The following is a 15,244-nucleotide window of genomic DNA, read 5'->3' on the forward strand; positions in this document are numbered from 1 at the left end:
AGGGCTAGAAGATCTGACTGGCCAGTAGAAATACCAGAGCGTAACGCAACAATTTGCCGAGCCCTATCAGGACAAGAGAGCGCCAGAAGGAGAGGCGCAGCCAGCCGGCCAGCAGACAGAGTCCATCACCGACCACCGGCGTCCAGGCAAGCAGCAGACACCAGTGGCCATGTTGTTTGAGCCAGCCGAGGGCTTTTTGTTCCCCACGGCCTTGAAAATCTTCCGGTTTTTTCTTGAAGGTGGCGAGCCAGCCGAGCCACCAGGTAGTCATGGAGCCGAGGGTGTTGCCGAGCGTCGCCCACAGCAGCAAGCTCGCCATGCTCCACTCCCCTTTGGCCGCCATGGCCCCCAGCAGTACTTCAGAGCTGCCGGGCAACAGAGTGGCAGAGGTAAAGGCGCTCAAAAAGAGCCACCCCAGCCCCATCTCCATCATCCCGCTCATCTGGGATAACCGTCGGCCGCAGGCATGCACAGCAGCAATTTGCCGCGTACATGGCCCCCTTCAATGCGCTGATGGGCCAACGCCCCTTCTGCCAACGCATATTCACCGGAGATGGTGATATGCACATCTCCCTGACGCAGCAGCATCAACATCTGACCCAGCTGCTTCTGGTCAGGGTGAACCAACATGCCGACCACCTCGATACCCGCCGCCGCACCAGCATCCTTGATCAGCTGGGCGGTGATGGTTGGCACCGTCACCAAGCGACCACCCGGCTTGACGCACGCCAGCGCCGCCTTGCCGCTCTCGCCCCCCACCAAATCCAGCACCAGATCGAACTGGCCATCGGCGATCACCTCAGCGCACCACTCAGCCTGATGGTAATCCACCATCCGGTTCGCCCCGAGACTATGGAGGAAGCTGTGGTTGTCGCCGCTCGCCGTGGCTACCACGTGGGCACCATAAGCAGCGGCAAACTGCACCGCCAGATGACCGACACCGCCAGCACCGGCCAGAACCAGCACTCGCTGACCCGCCTTGAGCTCACCATGCTCGAACAGTCCCTGCCAGGCGGTGAGACCCGCCAGCGGCAGCGCCGCCCCCTGCTGGAGGCTCACCTCGTCAAGCTTGACCAGCTCGTGCTCGCTCGCTACCACGGATTCGGCGTAACCACCGGCAGCGAGGGGAAAACCAACCATCCCGCACACCCGATCGCCCTCGGCCAGCGAGACTACGCCGGGGCCCACCTTCTCCACAACGCCCGCCACGTCATAACCGGGCGTCCAGGGCAGCTTGTCCTTGTTCTGGGCCGCCGCCCAGCCAAGACCGGCCCGGGTCTTGGCGTCGATGGGGTTGACCCCCGCAAAGCAGATGCGCACCCGCACTTCGCCATCGGCAGGCACCTTGTCGAGAGAGGGGTTGAGCTTGAGTACCGAGGGGTCGCCGAATGCGGTAATCTGTAGTTGCGTCATTGCACAAGCCATCCTGTTGATGCATCGAGGGTCAACAGAATAACAGCGAGGAGACCATGGCTCGAATGTTTCTTATTCCTCTGTTGCTGGCGCTGGGGTGGTGGGCATTCCTGCTCTACTTCCGCATCCCGCTCAAACAGGGGGCCAAGGGGTTTTACTGGATCATCGGCATCGGTGGCGGGCTAGCCGCCTTCCTCAGCCTGATGATGGTGCTGACCAACTGAATCAGATACGAAAAAGGCCACCTCATCGGTGGCCTTTTTGTCGCAACCGTTACTGCACCGGCTGCGAGTTGAGGTAGTAGTGGCGATTACTCCCCTGCCCCAACACCCCTTGCGACAGCAGATGGTGGAACACCCGATCCACCTCCTCCAGCGAGAGTGACAACGCCTGCGCCACCGAGCGCTTGCTGCACTTGAGCTCACCGCTCTCCAGCGCGCCACGCACCTGTGCCAGCACCTCAGGTGCCGGCTCCGGCGGCAGCATGGGCTCAGGCTGGGCTGCCTGCGCCAGCGCCTCCTGCTCCTCGGCACGGGCGCGTGCCTGCTGCCAGCGCCACATCCGGCGAAAACGGCTCTCCTCACCGATCAGGCTGACGAAGAAGGCACCGAATACGTCGAGCAGCACCGAGAGGAAGCAGACCAGCAGAAACTGCACCTGGCTGATGCTCATCCCGACCCCGTCCGCCAGACTGCTCATCAGCCCCAGCATGGAGGATTGCTCATTGACCGGCTTGGCATCGCGCTGCTGACGCAATTCGTCCTGCTGCAAACGCAGCTTGGTATTGGCGTGCTGCAGGGAGGATACGCCGCTGGAGATGCGCTCCAGCTCGATATATTTGCGGGCCGCCTCTTCGTTTAGCTGGATCTGCCGCTCGATGCTGGCGATCTGTTCGTCGAAGCGGGCGATCTCCCGTTCATGGCGTGCCTGCTGGCTCAGCACCGTATTGGTGGCACTGTTGATACCGCCGATACTGCCACCGATGGAGATGGCCGCCAGCACGCTGTAGAACAACAACGACCAGAAGGCACCACTCAGATCCCGGCGCGCCTTGCGCTCGCCGTACTCGTACCAGACGTAGAACTTGCCCAGCTCGAAAATGATCGCCAGGCCGCCAAAAAGCCACTTCATCAGCGGGTTGTCATCGATGGAGAGAAACAGCAGCAGGGAGAAGATGATGGAGGCCAGAATGGCCAGTCCGGTAAAACTGTATACCGTGGTGAGCGCAAACCATCCCTTGGGATAGCGCAGCGCGGAAGCGTCCTGTGTGGTCATGGTGAAACTGTGGTGCAGTGCAGGAAAAGTTGGCTGCCGATTATAGTCGGCAGAGCCGTTCAGAGAAGGGCAAACACCTGAATTCCTTCATATTGCAAACCAGCTGCCCAGAGTGCGACCAAAACGGACAAATTGGCAGCAGAAAAGCGCTACAATCCCCCACCTGACTTCATCGTGTGGCGAGATGGGATGCGATTCCGCCCGGGTTCAGCCCGCAGACGTATACTCATCCGCCGTTGCAATTATCCGAGGCCATCATGAACAGAACGACCCCTTTGCTTCTCTCACTCTTGCTGCTCGCCGGCGCAGCCCATGCAGACCAACCATCCCAGGAGAGCAGCGGCTCAACCTTCTCTGTCGATGCGATGACCTTCAATCTGGACTGGGATGACAAGCAGTTTGGCTGGAGCCAGAAAGAGTGCCTCGATCTGGGGGTAAACGACTATATTCCCTCTGACTGCAAGGGGATGAGAGTCAATGTCGAGAGCGAAGATAATCGCAACCAGCCCCCCAGCACCAACCAGATGCCCGATCCGCAGGGCAATAACCAGTAATCATGAACAGGGGCCGAACCGGCCCCGCCGCTATGCTGCGTTACCAGTAGTTCTCCGCACTGATATTGCCGGGCGCCCGCCGCAGGTTCTTGGCCAACCCCAGTGCCAGCAAGGTCTGCTGGGTCTCTTTCACCATCTCCGGATTGCCACAGATAAGCACCTGACTCAGCTCGGGTGAGAACTCCAACCCCACCCGCTGCTGCAACTGGCCGTTGGCAATCGCCGCTGGAATACGCCCTGTCATAGCATTGGGCCACGGCTCGCGGCTGACAAAGGGGACATAGCGAAAGCGCTCGCCATGCTGCTCGGCAAAGCTGGCGATCAAAGCCTGATAGCTCAGCTCTTCGCCTTTGCGCACTCCGTGTACCAGCACCAGATTGTCGAAGCGGTTGAAGACCTCTCCATCAGCCAGCATGGAGAGGAAAGGGCCGATGGCGGTGCCGGTCGAGAGCAGCCAGAGATCGCGTCCGGCCGGAACCTCATCCAGCGTCAGAAAGCCGGTGGCCAGAGACTGCACCAGCAGAGTGTCGCCCGCTTGCAGCGAGCCGAGGGAAGGTGTCAGCTCACCGCTCGGGATCTCGACCAGATAGAACTCGTGGTATGGCGCAGAGGGAGGATTGACGAAGGAGTAGGCGCGCTGAATGCGCCGCTCGCCCTGCTCAAGGGCCAGCTTGGTGAATTGACCTGCCTTGTAGGGGGCCAGATCGGCCGCTACGCGCAGTGAGAACAGAGTGGGTGTCCATTCGATGCGTTCGATGACGCGACCTTCGACCCAGGCCATAGAGATCTCCTCCAGAGGAACAGAGCTTCACTCTACCCCCGGGCCGGAAAATAAAAAACCCGCGCAAGTGCGCGGGTTTTTTCTGCAAAAGCGAATCTCTATTACAGGGCAACAACCTGGATCTGTACGGTTGCTTTAACGTCAGCGTGCAGCTGAACAGCAACTTCGTAGTCACCGGTGTTACGCAGAACGTTGCCCATGCGGACTTCGCTCTTGGCAACGGCTACGCCGGCAGCAGTGATGGCTTCAGCCACGTCACGGGTACCGATGGAACCGAACAGCTTGCCTTCGTCGCCAGACTTGGAAGCGATAACCACGGTAGCCAGTTCGGCCAGCTTGGCAGCACGCTCTTCAGCAGCAGCTTTGTTGGCAGCCAGTTTGGCTTCCAGCTCAGCGCGACGAGCACCGAAAGCTTCGATGTTGGCCTTGGTGGCCATAACAGCTTTGCCTTGCGGGATCAGGTAGTTACGGGCATAACCAGATTTCACGGAAACTTGGTCACCCAGACCGCCCAGTTTGGCGATTTTGTCGAGCAGGATAACTTGCATTACCTTTCCTCTATAAATTTCGTTGAGTTAGGCTTAAGTGCCGGACCGATTCTTACTTGTTGTGCAGATCGGTGTACGGCAGCAGAGCCAGGTAACGAGCACGCTTGATGGCGCGTGCCAGCTGACGCTGATACTTGGCGCGGGTACCGGTGATACGGCTCGGTACGATCTTGCCAGATTCAGTGATGTAGTTTTTCAGAGTAACGATATCTTTGTAGTCGATCTCGGTAACGTTCTCGGCGGTGAAGCGGCAGAACTTACGACGACGGAAATAACGTGCCATGGCCTTTATCCTCTAGTCAGTGATCCAGAATTACTCTTCGGAAGCAGCTTCAGTAGCTTCTTCGCGGCGCTCGTCGTCACGACGGGTGAAGCGCTCTTCTTTGGCCTTGGCCATCGGAGAAACTTCAGTCACGGCGTGCTTGGTGCGCATGATCATGTTGCGGATAACGGCATCGTTGAAGCGGAAGTTGGTTTCCAGCTCATCGATAACGGCTTGCTCTGCTTCTACGTTCATCAGAACGTAGTGGGCTTTGTGCAGTTTGTCGATCGGGTAAGCCAGCTGACGACGGCCCCAATCTTCCAGGCGATGAATGGTACCACCGGAAGTGGTGATGGCGCCGGTGTAACGCTCGATCATGCCGGGAACTTGCTCGCTCTGGTCCGGATGAACCATGAAGACGATTTCGTAATGACGCATTTTAGCTCCTTACGGATTAATTCAGCCTCCGCCCAGGTGCAGCCAGACCTCGGAGGCAAGGAACATAATGGTGTTTAGTCGCTGCTTTTCTAGGGCGGCGTATTGTACGAAATCACATCCCTCACTGCAACTGACGACCTCAAAAGTTTTTCCCGATGGATATGATACAAAAGACCAATTGATAACAATTATCATTTAGATCTATTCTCTCTCCATATCCTGATGGAGGGTGATGCCATGCAACCCACACTGACTACAACGATTCCAAGTCGCAAATTCAAACTAACCCTGCTCGGGCCCGCCTTTATCGCTGCCATTGGCTACATAGATCCGGGCAACTTCGCTACCAATATTCAAGCCGGCTCTACTTTCGGCTACCAGCTGCTCTGGGTAGTGGTGTGGGCCAACCTGATGGCCATGGTGGTGCAGACTCTCTCCGCCAAACTCGGCATCGTCACCGGCAAGAATCTGGCGGAACATATCCGTGATCGACTCCCCAAGCCTGCAGTGTGGGCTTATTGGGTACAGGCCGAGATTATCGCCATGGCCACCGATCTCGCTGAATTCATTGGCGCCGCGGTCGGCTTCAAGCTGCTGCTCGGCGTCACCCTGCTGGAGGGAGCCTGCATCACAGCAGTGATGACCTGGGGGATCCTGATGTTACAGTCCCGCGGCCAGAAACCGCTGGAGTTCGTAGTGGGCGGTCTGCTGCTGTTTGTTGCTGCGGCCTACATCGTCGAGCTGATCTTCTCCCGCCCCCATCTGCCGAGTCTGCTGGAGGGTGCTCTCTTCCCCGGTCTGCCCAACAGCGAGGCCGTCTATCTGGCCGCCGGTGTGCTCGGTGCCACCGTGATGCCACACGTCATCTATCTGCACTCGGCGCTGACCCAGCACACGCAGGAGCAGGGCTCGGTCAGCCAACGGCTGCATACCACCCGGGTCGATGTGGCCATCGCCATGACCATCGCCGGCTTCGTCAATCTGGCGATGATGGCGATGGCAGCTGCGGCGTTCCACAGCTCGGGCCACCAGCAGGTGGCGGAGCTGGAGTCAGCCTACCAAACCCTCACCCCGCTGCTGGGTCAGGCGGCAGCCACCCTGTTTGGCCTCTCGCTGGTCGCGTCCGGCATCAGCTCAACCGTGGTGGGGACGCTGGCCGGGCAAGTGGTGATGCAGGGCTTCGTGCGCTTTACCATCCCGCTCTGGCTGCGCCGCACCATCACCATGGCCCCCGCCTTTGTGGTGATCGCCATGGGGCTCAACACCACAGAAATTCTGGTGCTGAGCCAGGTGATCCTGAGTTTTGGCATCGCACTGGCCCTGATCCCGCTGCTGATGCTGACCGGCGATCGGGAGCTGATGGGAAAACATCGCAACCATCCGGTCACGCAAGCCATCGGCCGTCTTATCGTTGCGCTGGTGATCGGGCTCAATGCCTACCTGCTGGTTGCCATGATCTAGCAACCTGTCACCAAACAAGAGGTTCATTAACTCTGGTTAATGAGCCTCTTCGCACTTTGGCGTATGCTGCCGCTTTCTCTTCTCATTTATCGTTGCGGGAGCCTTGCCATGGAACATACCCGAGTCAGCTTCGTACTGGGCCATCATCAGGAGCAGGCCAGCGTGGTCTGCTGCCAGCGCGGTGAAACCACGCTGCTGGTCACCGACCTCACCCCCTTTCATCCGCAAAGCCATCTCTGGCCCGATCAGCCGGGGGATATGGGTCATGCTCGCTGGGAAGGTGGCGAAGCCGCCATCGGCCCTTGCCGGATGGGGGCCATCAGCCCGGATGGCGAGCTGTTCGTCGACGCCGAGATTCCGGTCAAACGGGGTGCAGAGGGATGGCGGTTCGTCGTGGTACACCCCTTGGCGGGCGATCACACCTTGCCAATCGGCAGTCGGATCGAGTTGCAGGTCGATAGAGCGGCACGCCACACCCTGAGTCTGGGCCACAGTGGCTGCCATTTGGCGGCGCTCGCCCTCAATCGGGTGCTCATCCCCTACTGGCGCAAGGAGGTGAGCGAGCACGATGCGCTGGGCCAGCCCGACTTCGACCGCCTCGCCATTCAGAGCTCGCGGGTCGAACCTTGCGGCTCGCGGGAGCAGTACCGCATCGGCAAGAGCCTGCGCAAGAAGGGGGTCAACAGCGAGGCGCTGCTGGCGGATCTGGCGCTGATTGCAGAGAAGGTCAATCAGCAGTTGGCCGACTGGATCGCAGCCGGGGGCGAGATCCGCCGTAGCCGCGCTGGCGAGGCGATCATCGATTCGCGCTACTGGCACTGCACGCTGGAAGGTCAGGAGGTGACCATTCCCTGTGGCGGTACCCATGTTGCCTCGCTCGCCGAGTTGGGAGAGGTCAGGGTAACGCTCAATCCTTCTGATGAGGGATTCACGCTCCATACCCAAGTGACAGCGCCGGCAGCATAAGGGCGGGAAACACGCCACACTGCAGCTGGCTAGCGACAAACTGCTTCATTTTTGGCCAACCGCTCATTAGAATGCGCCTCCCACAGGAGGCACATCACCCATGAGTAGTACCCATCTGCGCACCACTTCGGATCGGCTCCGCTATCTGGTTCTCTATGAAGGCATAGGTCTGGCCATGGTTGCCCCGCTTATCAGCCAGCTGTTTGGCCAGGGCGTGGCAGAGGTCGGTTCACTGGCGATCTTCTTCTCGATTGTCGCCACTGCATGGACCTATGGCTGGAACCTGCTGTTTGACAAGGCGCTGCTGGCCCTGTGCGGGCGTACCAACAAACGCCCTCTTGATCGCGTCCTGCATGCGTTTGGCTACGAAGCGAGCTTTATGATGCTCTCCCTCCCCTGCGTCATGTTCTGGCTCGAACTGGGGTTGTGGGAGGCGCTGCTGCTGGATCTCGGCTTCGTTGCCTTCTACCTCGTCTACATCATTCTCTTTACTTGGGCGTATGAGCGGATCTGGCCATTGCCAGCGACCGCACAGCAGACGGCCTGACGCGCAGAGTGCTCTTGCGCAAACCAAGGTAGGTGAGATGGAAGGGTAAAACCGAAAGCCCCAATAAAAACAATGCCAGTCAGCAAGCTGACTGGCATTGGACAAAACAGACTTTAAGACTTACTTGACGGCGTCTTTCAGAGCCTTGCCAGCCACGAATGAAGGCACGTTGGCAGCAGCAATCTGGATCTCTTTGCCAGTTTGCGGGTTACGGCCAGTGCGGCCTGCGCGGTGGGTGACCTTGAAGGTGCCAAAACCGACCAGCTGCACAGCATCACCTTCTTTCAAGCTCTGGGTAATACCATTGATGATCTCTTCCAGAGCCACTTTGGCCTGAGCTTTGCTCAGATCTGCTTTGGCGGCAATCGCATCGACAAGTTGAGCTTTGTTCATAACATTTCCTTTATGATCGGGCATTTAGCGCTGGGTCACTCTATGCAAAAAAAAACGCTCAAGCAAAGGCTTTATCGAGCAGGGGGCGTCAAACGCTGGGGTTTTCATCAAGATCTGCGGAAAAAGTCACATTCCAGCCTCGAAAAAACCTGAACCAACCAGCCTCTCGCCATTCAACAAGCTCAATTTGACACCCACCTCAATACCACTTAACAATATCCCGGCAAGCCTATTGACGCTTGGTCAGATTTTCCCTAGTTATAGGATGTGTCACTGTTCAAACGGCTAGGAAGCCCCATCAATCGCCCGGCCTTGCCCCATGGAGGGATTATGTTGACGAAACTGGAACAGACCAAACAGGCGCTGGCAGGAAAACACAAGGCTATCGACGACTGGCTGGACGCAAGACAAGCCCTGCTGGTCGAATACATGCGGCTGGCCGGCCTTACCCCGGCCCGAACCAAACAGCGATGCCTACCCAAACCCGAAGAGCTGCAGCACTTCTGTGACAGACTGGTCGACTACGTCAGCGCAGGCCACTTCGAGATCTACAATCACGTGGTCACCGCCTTCGAGCAGGCCAGCGGCGAAACGCTGGAGCTTGCCAAGCGCATCTACCCCCATATCCGTACCAGTACCGAACTTGCTCTCGAGTTCAACGACAAATACAGCGAGGCCGATGAAGCCCAGCTGCTGCTGCTCGACGATGACCTTAACGAACTGGGACCGGTGCTGGAGGAGCGTTTCAAACAGGAAGATCGTCTGGTCAAGGCACTCCATGTGGTGGAATCCCTTAGTGCACAACAGGCTTGAACGCTATTTTCGGAGCAAGTTCAAGATACGGGCAATCAAGGTGGATTACACTCAAAGCAATGACCATCGGGTCCGCACTGATTGCATACAAGGAGATAAGCATGTCTGAGCGCCGCCGTTTTGCACGGATCCTCTACTTGACCATGGCTGAACTCACGCAGGGGGAACGCAAGTGGCGCACTCAGCTTGTCGATATTTCCCTGCAGGGTGCGCTGCTAATCCGGCCTGATGACTGGGTAAGCAATGACAACAAAGAGTACCAGCTCAGCTTTGTCCTGAGCGGCAGCGACATCGAGATCAAAATGCAGGTAGAGCTGAATCATGAGGCCAGCAAGAAGCTGGGCTTCTACTGTCATCACATCGACATCGACAGCGCCACTCACCTGAGGCGGATGATCGAACTCAATGTGGGCGATGAGGAGCTGCTGCACCGGGAGCTTGAGCAGCTGCTGAGCGAACATCTGGAACATAGCCAGCCCTGATGGCAGGTTCCAGCCCATAGAAAAGAGCGCCAAGGCGCTCTTTTTATTTACGTCCATCCCAAGACATAGTCTTTTATCCGCACCGGCTTACAGCGCCTCAAGCGCATCAGACAACTTTTTGACCGGCACCACTTCCATCCCCTCGATAGGGTGCTTGGGGGCGTTGGCGTGTGGCACGATGGCGCGGCGGAAACCGTGTTTCGCCGCCTCTTGCAGTCGCTCCTGACCGGACGGCACGGGGCGAATTTCGCCGGAAAGACCCACTTCGCCAAACACCACCAGATCCTTTGGCAGCGACTGGTCGCGGAAGCTGGAGACCATCGCCAGCAGCAGCGCCAGGTCCGCACTGGTCTCTTCCACCTTGACGCCGCCAACCACATTGATGAAGACATCCTGATCCGCCATCTGCAGCCCACCGTGGCGATGCAGCACCGCCAGCAACATGGCAAGCCGGTTGTGATCCATCCCCACCGCCACCCGGCGCGGGTTGGAGAGCTGGGAGTAGTCCACTAGCGCCTGCAACTCCACCAGCAGCGGTCTGGTGCCCTCCCAGATCACCATGACGATAGAACCGGGCGCCTGCTCCTGACCACGACTGAGGAAGATGGCGGAGGGGTTGCTCACCTCGCGCATCCCCTGCTCGGTCATGGCAAAGACCCCCAGCTCGTTGACCGCGCCGAAACGGTTCTTGTGGGAGCGCAGGGTACGAAAACGGGAATCATGGCCGCCATCGAGCAATACCGAGCAGTCGATGCAGTGCTCAAGCACCTTGGGGCCTGCCAGACTGCCATCCTTGGTCACATGACCCACCATAAAGATGGCCACATGGTTCTGCTTGGCGTAGCGGGTCAGTAGCGCCGCCGCTTCACGCACCTGTGAGACTGAACCGGGGGACGATTGCACATCCGCCACATGCATCACCTGAATGGAGTCGATGACCATGATCTGCGGCTGCTCCTGCTGGGCAATCAGGCAGATCTGCTCGACGCTGGTCTCGGAGAGCATCCGCAGCTTGTCGGTGGGTAGCCCAAGGCGGTTGGCACGCATCGCGACCTGCTGCAGCGATTCCTCGCCGGTGACATAGAGAGTTTTCATCCGTTCTGCGAGACCACACATGGTCTGCAGCAGCAGGGTCGACTTGCCCGCCCCCGGGTTGCCGCCGATAAGGATGGCAGAGCCTGGTACAACGCCGCCGCCGAGCACCCGATCCAGCTCCTTGAAACCGGAGGAGAAACGGGGGATCTCGGTAGTGGCTATCTCTGCCAGTGTCTGCACCTGACTGCCAATTGCACCGGCATAACCGGTATAGCGGGCACTCTTGCCGGCAGGAGTCACCGACCCGAGGCGCACCTCGGTAATGGTGTTCCACTCCTTGCACTCACTGCACTGGCCCTGCCAGCGTGTGAAGTCGGCACCACATTCGGAACAAACATAAGCAGTTTTATTTTTGGCCATTGATAACTCGGGGACAGGATGAATTCCTGCTTGATATACTTGTTTGCGACCGACAGATCAAACCCAGAATCGGAAAAGTGACTTTCCGTGGCAGGAACACATGGATTCAGAACACCAACAATATCTGATTGAACAACTTGTCCCCTTGTTGCGGGAGAAAGATTTCGAGGAGATCTTCAACCGCATGACCCAGGAAGAGAACAGCAACAGCCGTTTTCTGCTCAAAATGGAGCTAAAACGCAAATGCTCTCCGTGCCGCAGGGTCATCGACATGCGCGATGAGCTGGCAGATGAGTGTCTGATCCATGAGTTCGACGGCATTACCCACTTCATGCCGGCCGAGGCAATCAACCTGTTTCAGTCCCAGTGCTATCTCTACCGTGACGCCTATACCATAGGGGTCAACGAGGCACTGCAACAGTGGCAAAAACAGCAGCACCACGCTCGCGTCGATGGCCACCTCACCCCACCGGCCAGTCCGTTCAGGCAATACGATGTCAATACCATCGCCTTCGCCAGCTACTACGGCCGCCGTCAGGAGCGGATGCACTTCAGCTCGCCGGTACTGCTCAAGCTGCCGGATGGTGAAAAGCTGTTTGCCAAGAGTTCCGATCTCTCCCTCGGCGGGATGCGCATCTCGGTGCCCTATCTGCCCAGTTACCATACCGGCGCTCAGGTCGAGGTCTTCTTCACCGGGCTGGAGCGCGATAACCCCAACCCGGTACTGCACCAACCGGTCAACTACCAGATCCTCGGGGAAGAGAGCAAAGAGGGGAAATTCTGGCTGCGACTGGTACGCACTGGTGAGCAACCCGCCTTTGACGCTTTTTTGAAAGAGTTCATCGAAGTCAACAAGGTGCGTTACCGGGTCAGCGTCGACTACCTGCTCTCGGCCGCCATCATCAAGGGGTACGAGCAGTTCTACCTGCCGCGCATGACCGGCATGCCGCTCTTCTTCGGTACCGGCGACAGTCCCTGCCTCGAGATAGCGCTGCGCACCGAGAACAACCAGCATCTGCTGGAGTACTGGCGTGACGAGAAAAACCGCGATGCGCTGGCGGGGCTCTTCAGTGCCGAGCGGATGAAGCGACTCTGCCCCGCCCCCGGCACCACCAGCGAAACCCTCATCTACTGCTTCACTCACACGGTGCGCAGCCATATCTACTTCTTCTCGGCAACCGCCGAGGAGCTGCGCCAGAGCGGCCTGACCGCCCTCTTCTTTCAGGTCGGCTCACGTCGCCCCAGCTGGCGCGTCTACAAATTCACATTGGAGGCGTGCGAACTGCTCGAGGCGGATGTCGGCCAGCTGCAGGGGCTCGAAAACCCGCAGTTGCAGGACATACTGCTGCTCGAGCGCCTCAAGCAGATCGGCTATTGCGGCCTGCTGCAGGAGATCAGTCAGGAGTCCCAGCGCGAAGAGTTCTATCAGGAGGGGGAGCCTGGCAGCAACGCCAACGAGTTGCAGCGTTTTGGCCACGAGCAGGGGGTTGCCCCCTTCGAGATCGAGACCCTGCACTATGTCCAGCTGCGCAAGGAGCTGCGCTACATCCACAAGACGGCGGTCGCCATCCACCACAACGGCAAGTCCTGGCTGGGCTGGACTCGCGACATCTCGGCCCATGGCCTGCAGATCGAGCTGGAAGAGGCGTTTGTCGGCGAGAAAAACGATGTGGTGACCATTGCCCTGCCCCGCTTGCAGGAGCTCTCCAAGAGCATGGATTTGCAGCATCTCTCCTATCGGCTGGTCAGCCTCAACATGACCCGTACCGTGCTGCATCTCTGCATCGAGGGGGATTCCGATCGCCACACCGGTCGCCAGTTCTTCAGCCTGCTGATCGAGAGCAACCAGAACAAGCTCAAGGCAGCGCAGGAGCAGCGCCGTTACCGCGGGCTGGCCCGCGCCCTGCGCAATATCTACACCCACCACCTGTTCAACTCGCCGGTCTACATCAACAAGCTGAAGGGGGCGCCCAAACCCGCCTCCATCGGCAAGTCGCTCAAGCCGCGCAGCCTGCAACGCCTGCTCACCGCCTGCGCCGAGCTGCCGGAGCAGGAGAACCTCTATCCGCTGTTTCAGGGGGAGCTGCTCAAGGAGCTGCTGATGACGCCGCTGCGCAGCATAGAGCGGGAGGACAAGCCGAAGGAGGAGGAGGTCTACATCGCCAGCATCCAGACCCGGGCTGGCCTGCCCATCTTCCGCAGCCGTCTCGCCAGCGAGCTCACTGGCGTGAAGGAGAAGCGCCAGTTTATCGAGCTGGCGCTACAGGAAGGGGAGTTCTACTCGGTGCTGGTCGGCGTCTCCCGTACCGGGCGCCCCGACACAAACTTCATTGCCAACGAGCTGGACTACATCGCCAAATTTGCCATTCACAAGGCGAAAAAGCTGGAGGAGGAGCTCTGGAGCGTCGTCGGGGTCGGCGAGCTGACCGACACCACCCAGGCGACCCTGTTCCGGCTGGGTATCACGCCTCCACTCAACTGATCCCGACCACAAGAAACAGGGCGCATCATGCGCCCTGTTTCTTTATCACGCGGCCTGCGGATCCAGCAGCCAGTCGAGGATCCGGGGGAAGTGATCCTCCTGCGCCTGCGGGGCGGTCAGCATATTGATATGGTCGTAATCGAGCCGGTTGCCGTTGTCCCGACCAAGCCTGGTATGGCGGGTCTTTGAGCCCATCTCGTCGCTGAAACGGCGCACGTCGGTGGGGTGGCCCAGCACCTTGTCCGCCTTGGCCGAGATCATCCAGAGCGGCGGCCAGTTGACCCGGGCTGCCGCCTCATCATAGGCAAAGCCGTCGTGGGGATCCTGCCAGGGGCCGCACTTGACCCAGGGGATGGTCTCCTGCAGGTAGCGCAGCGGCTCGTCATCGGCACCAATCTTGAGATCCCTAGCGGCCAGAAAACCACGGCGACGAGCCAGCCAGGGGGCCAGCCGGTTCCAGATCAGATCCACCTTCAACCAGCGCTCGGGATTTTGCACTGAAACTCCGCGCTTGGTGCCGAAGAAGAGCAAGCTGGCCACCTGCTCCGCCAGTTCGGGAAAGCGCACCAGCGTAGAGGCCATGATGACGCCGCCCCAGGAGTGAGCCACCCAGTGCACCTTGAAGCCATTGTGGCGCGCGGCAATCCAGTGGTGCAGAGCGGGCAGATCCTCTGTGATGAGTTCATGCTGACCGTGCTCCGCCTGCTCGGCGATGGCGGGAGTACTGAGCCCGCGCCCGCGCAGATCGGCGACATAGACCTGAAAACCGTGGCGAGCCAGAAAGCAGGCCAACCCCTTGCCTGACTCGGTGTAGAAGATACGACCGTTCTCGATGGCGCCGTGCACCATCAGGATGGGTTCACCATGAACGGCCGCCCCCGGTTTGATATGGCGGACGTGCAGTTGATGCTCGCCACAGGGGACAAAGAGTGATTGCTGCAACAATTCCATTTCGATTGGTTTCCTCCATGAAACAATATCAGGGGCGATCCCAGCGCCGCTCGCTGCACGCCCGTGCCGCAAGCAGGCAGAGCACCCCCTCCAGATCATGATGGTTGAGGGTCGCAGCCGCTTGAGCCCGCACCAGCGGCTTGGCATGGATGGCGATGCCAAGACCCGCCACCGCCATCATCTTGAGATCGTTGGCGCCATCGCCGATGGCCACGGTCTGGGCGGGCGCAATGGCATACTCGGCCGCCAGCTGCTGCAACACCTCGGCCTTGACGCTGGCATCGACGATGCGCCCGCTCACCTTACCGGTCAGCTGGCCCCCTTCCACCGCCAGCTCGTTGGCGAAGATGGCATCGAGCCCCAGCTCCCGCTGCAACTGGCCGGCAAAGCGGGTAAAACCGCCGGAAGCGATGGCCACACGCC

The 15,244-nt window shown here is 59.2% G+C and carries 18 protein-coding genes and 1 pseudogene; 8 read left to right on the forward strand and 11 right to left on the reverse strand.

Translation table 11 applies throughout. The features are described from left to right. Positions 1 to 4 precede the first annotated feature (4 nt). Both AACS24_RS03010 and AACS24_RS03015 read right to left on the reverse strand, forming a co-directional pair. A complete protein-coding gene (locus AACS24_RS03010; protein ID WP_033112967.1) occupies positions 5 to 442 on the reverse strand; it encodes a YqaA family protein in 438 nt (145 codons plus the stop codon). Then, positions 439 to 1,413 carry an NADP-dependent oxidoreductase gene (locus AACS24_RS03015; protein WP_181364290.1) on the reverse strand — a complete coding sequence of 325 codons (975 nt, stop codon included), beginning with the start codon at positions 1,411 to 1,413 and terminating at the stop codon, positions 439 to 441. The genes AACS24_RS03010 and AACS24_RS03015 overlap by 4 nt, the downstream gene beginning before the upstream one ends. Before the next feature lie 56 nt (positions 1,414 to 1,469). Between AACS24_RS03015 and AACS24_RS03020 the strand changes: the two genes are divergently transcribed. Then, the gene (locus tag AACS24_RS03020; protein ID WP_162516863.1) at positions 1,470 to 1,637 is read left to right on the forward strand and encodes a hypothetical protein; all 168 of its coding nucleotides are present in this window, start codon (positions 1,470 to 1,472) and stop codon (positions 1,635 to 1,637) included. Positions 1,638 to 1,686: 49 nt separating this feature from the next. Here the strand turns inward: AACS24_RS03020 and AACS24_RS03025 are convergent, their stop codons facing one another. Further along, on the reverse strand, positions 1,687 to 2,688 hold the full coding sequence (locus AACS24_RS03025) for a Preprotein translocase subunit SecY (RefSeq protein WP_108572311.1): 1,002 nt from the start codon (positions 2,686 to 2,688) through the stop codon (positions 1,687 to 1,689). 257 nt (positions 2,689 to 2,945) lie between these two features. On the opposite strand from AACS24_RS03025, the gene AACS24_RS03030 reads away from it, so the two are divergent. Continuing rightward, positions 2,946 to 3,242 carry a hypothetical protein gene (locus AACS24_RS03030; RefSeq protein ID WP_108572312.1) on the forward strand — a complete coding sequence of 99 codons (297 nt, stop codon included), beginning with the start codon at positions 2,946 to 2,948 and terminating at the stop codon, positions 3,240 to 3,242. A gap of 40 nt (positions 3,243 to 3,282) precedes the next feature. On the opposite strand, the gene AACS24_RS03035 is transcribed toward AACS24_RS03030, so the two are convergent. The 4 genes from AACS24_RS03035 to rpsF all read right to left on the reverse strand — a co-directional run bounded on the left by AACS24_RS03035 (position 3,283) and on the right by rpsF (position 5,271). Beyond that, complete coding sequence (locus AACS24_RS03035) at positions 3,283 to 4,023, reverse strand: ferredoxin--NADP reductase (protein WP_108572313.1); 741 nt, start codon at positions 4,021 to 4,023, stop codon at positions 3,283 to 3,285. Between the two features lie 101 nt (positions 4,024 to 4,124). Next, complete coding sequence (gene rplI / locus AACS24_RS03040; protein ID WP_005340490.1) at positions 4,125 to 4,571, reverse strand: 50S ribosomal protein L9; 447 nt, start codon at positions 4,569 to 4,571, stop codon at positions 4,125 to 4,127. A gap of 52 nt (positions 4,572 to 4,623) precedes the next feature. Further along, positions 4,624 to 4,854, reverse strand: coding sequence for a 30S ribosomal protein S18 (gene rpsR / locus AACS24_RS03045; RefSeq protein ID WP_005308890.1), 231 nt, complete (start codon positions 4,852 to 4,854; stop codon positions 4,624 to 4,626). Positions 4,855 to 4,884: 30 nt separating this feature from the next. Continuing rightward, positions 4,885 to 5,271: a 30S ribosomal protein S6 gene (gene rpsF / locus AACS24_RS03050; RefSeq protein ID WP_005308887.1), complete on the reverse strand. Its 387-nt coding sequence runs from the start codon at positions 5,269 to 5,271 to the stop codon at positions 4,885 to 4,887. A 237-nt stretch (positions 5,272 to 5,508) separates the two neighbouring features. On the opposite strand from rpsF, the gene AACS24_RS03055 reads away from it, so the two are divergent. The 3 genes from AACS24_RS03055 to AACS24_RS03065 all read left to right on the forward strand — a co-directional run bounded on the left by AACS24_RS03055 (position 5,509) and on the right by AACS24_RS03065 (position 8,245). After that, positions 5,509 to 6,732: an Nramp family divalent metal transporter gene (locus AACS24_RS03055; protein WP_181364291.1), complete on the forward strand. Its 1,224-nt coding sequence runs from the start codon at positions 5,509 to 5,511 to the stop codon at positions 6,730 to 6,732. 108 nt (positions 6,733 to 6,840) lie between these two features. Next, a complete protein-coding gene (locus AACS24_RS03060) occupies positions 6,841 to 7,698 on the forward strand; it encodes a hypothetical protein (RefSeq protein WP_108572315.1) in 858 nt (285 codons plus the stop codon). Between the two features lie 100 nt (positions 7,699 to 7,798). Continuing rightward, positions 7,799 to 8,245 carry a PACE efflux transporter gene (locus AACS24_RS03065; RefSeq protein ID WP_108572316.1) on the forward strand — a complete coding sequence of 149 codons (447 nt, stop codon included), beginning with the start codon at positions 7,799 to 7,801 and terminating at the stop codon, positions 8,243 to 8,245. Between the two features lie 120 nt (positions 8,246 to 8,365). On the opposite strand, the gene hupA is transcribed toward AACS24_RS03065, so the two are convergent. Further along, positions 8,366 to 8,638 (reverse strand): nucleoid-associated protein HU-alpha, encoded by a 273-nt coding sequence (gene hupA, locus AACS24_RS03070; protein WP_005340484.1) that lies wholly within the window; start codon positions 8,636 to 8,638, stop codon positions 8,366 to 8,368. A 330-nt stretch (positions 8,639 to 8,968) separates the two neighbouring features. Here hupA and AACS24_RS03075 point away from each other — a divergent pair, with 330 nt between their 5' ends. Together AACS24_RS03075 and AACS24_RS03080 are read left to right on the forward strand one after the other, a co-directional pair. Beyond that, complete coding sequence (locus AACS24_RS03075) at positions 8,969 to 9,451, forward strand: Rsd/AlgQ family anti-sigma factor (protein ID WP_033112959.1); 483 nt, start codon at positions 8,969 to 8,971, stop codon at positions 9,449 to 9,451. Between the two features lie 101 nt (positions 9,452 to 9,552). Further along, on the forward strand, positions 9,553 to 9,933 hold the full coding sequence (locus tag AACS24_RS03080) for a PilZ domain-containing protein (protein ID WP_033112958.1): 381 nt from the start codon (positions 9,553 to 9,555) through the stop codon (positions 9,931 to 9,933). Positions 9,934 to 10,020: 87 nt separating this feature from the next. On the opposite strand, the gene radA is transcribed toward AACS24_RS03080, so the two are convergent. Beyond that, positions 10,021 to 11,388: a DNA repair protein RadA gene (gene radA, locus AACS24_RS03085; RefSeq protein WP_108572317.1), complete on the reverse strand. Its 1,368-nt coding sequence runs from the start codon at positions 11,386 to 11,388 to the stop codon at positions 10,021 to 10,023. A gap of 100 nt (positions 11,389 to 11,488) precedes the next feature. On the opposite strand from radA, the gene AACS24_RS03090 reads away from it, so the two are divergent. Further along, a complete protein-coding gene (locus AACS24_RS03090) occupies positions 11,489 to 13,870 on the forward strand; it encodes a PilZ domain-containing protein (RefSeq protein WP_108572318.1) in 2,382 nt (793 codons plus the stop codon). A gap of 45 nt (positions 13,871 to 13,915) precedes the next feature. Here the strand turns inward: AACS24_RS03090 and AACS24_RS03095 are convergent, their stop codons facing one another. Further along, the gene (locus AACS24_RS03095; protein ID WP_108572319.1) at positions 13,916 to 14,821 is read right to left on the reverse strand and encodes an alpha/beta fold hydrolase; all 906 of its coding nucleotides are present in this window, start codon (positions 14,819 to 14,821) and stop codon (positions 13,916 to 13,918) included. Positions 14,822 to 14,855: 34 nt separating this feature from the next. Continuing rightward, positions 14,856 to 15,244, reverse strand: a pseudogene (locus AACS24_RS03100) (HAD-IB family phosphatase); the annotation flags it as partial.

Source organism: Aeromonas sp. HMWF016, assembly GCF_963878195.1.
GTDB lineage: Bacteria > Pseudomonadota > Gammaproteobacteria > Enterobacterales > Aeromonadaceae > Aeromonas > Aeromonas lacus.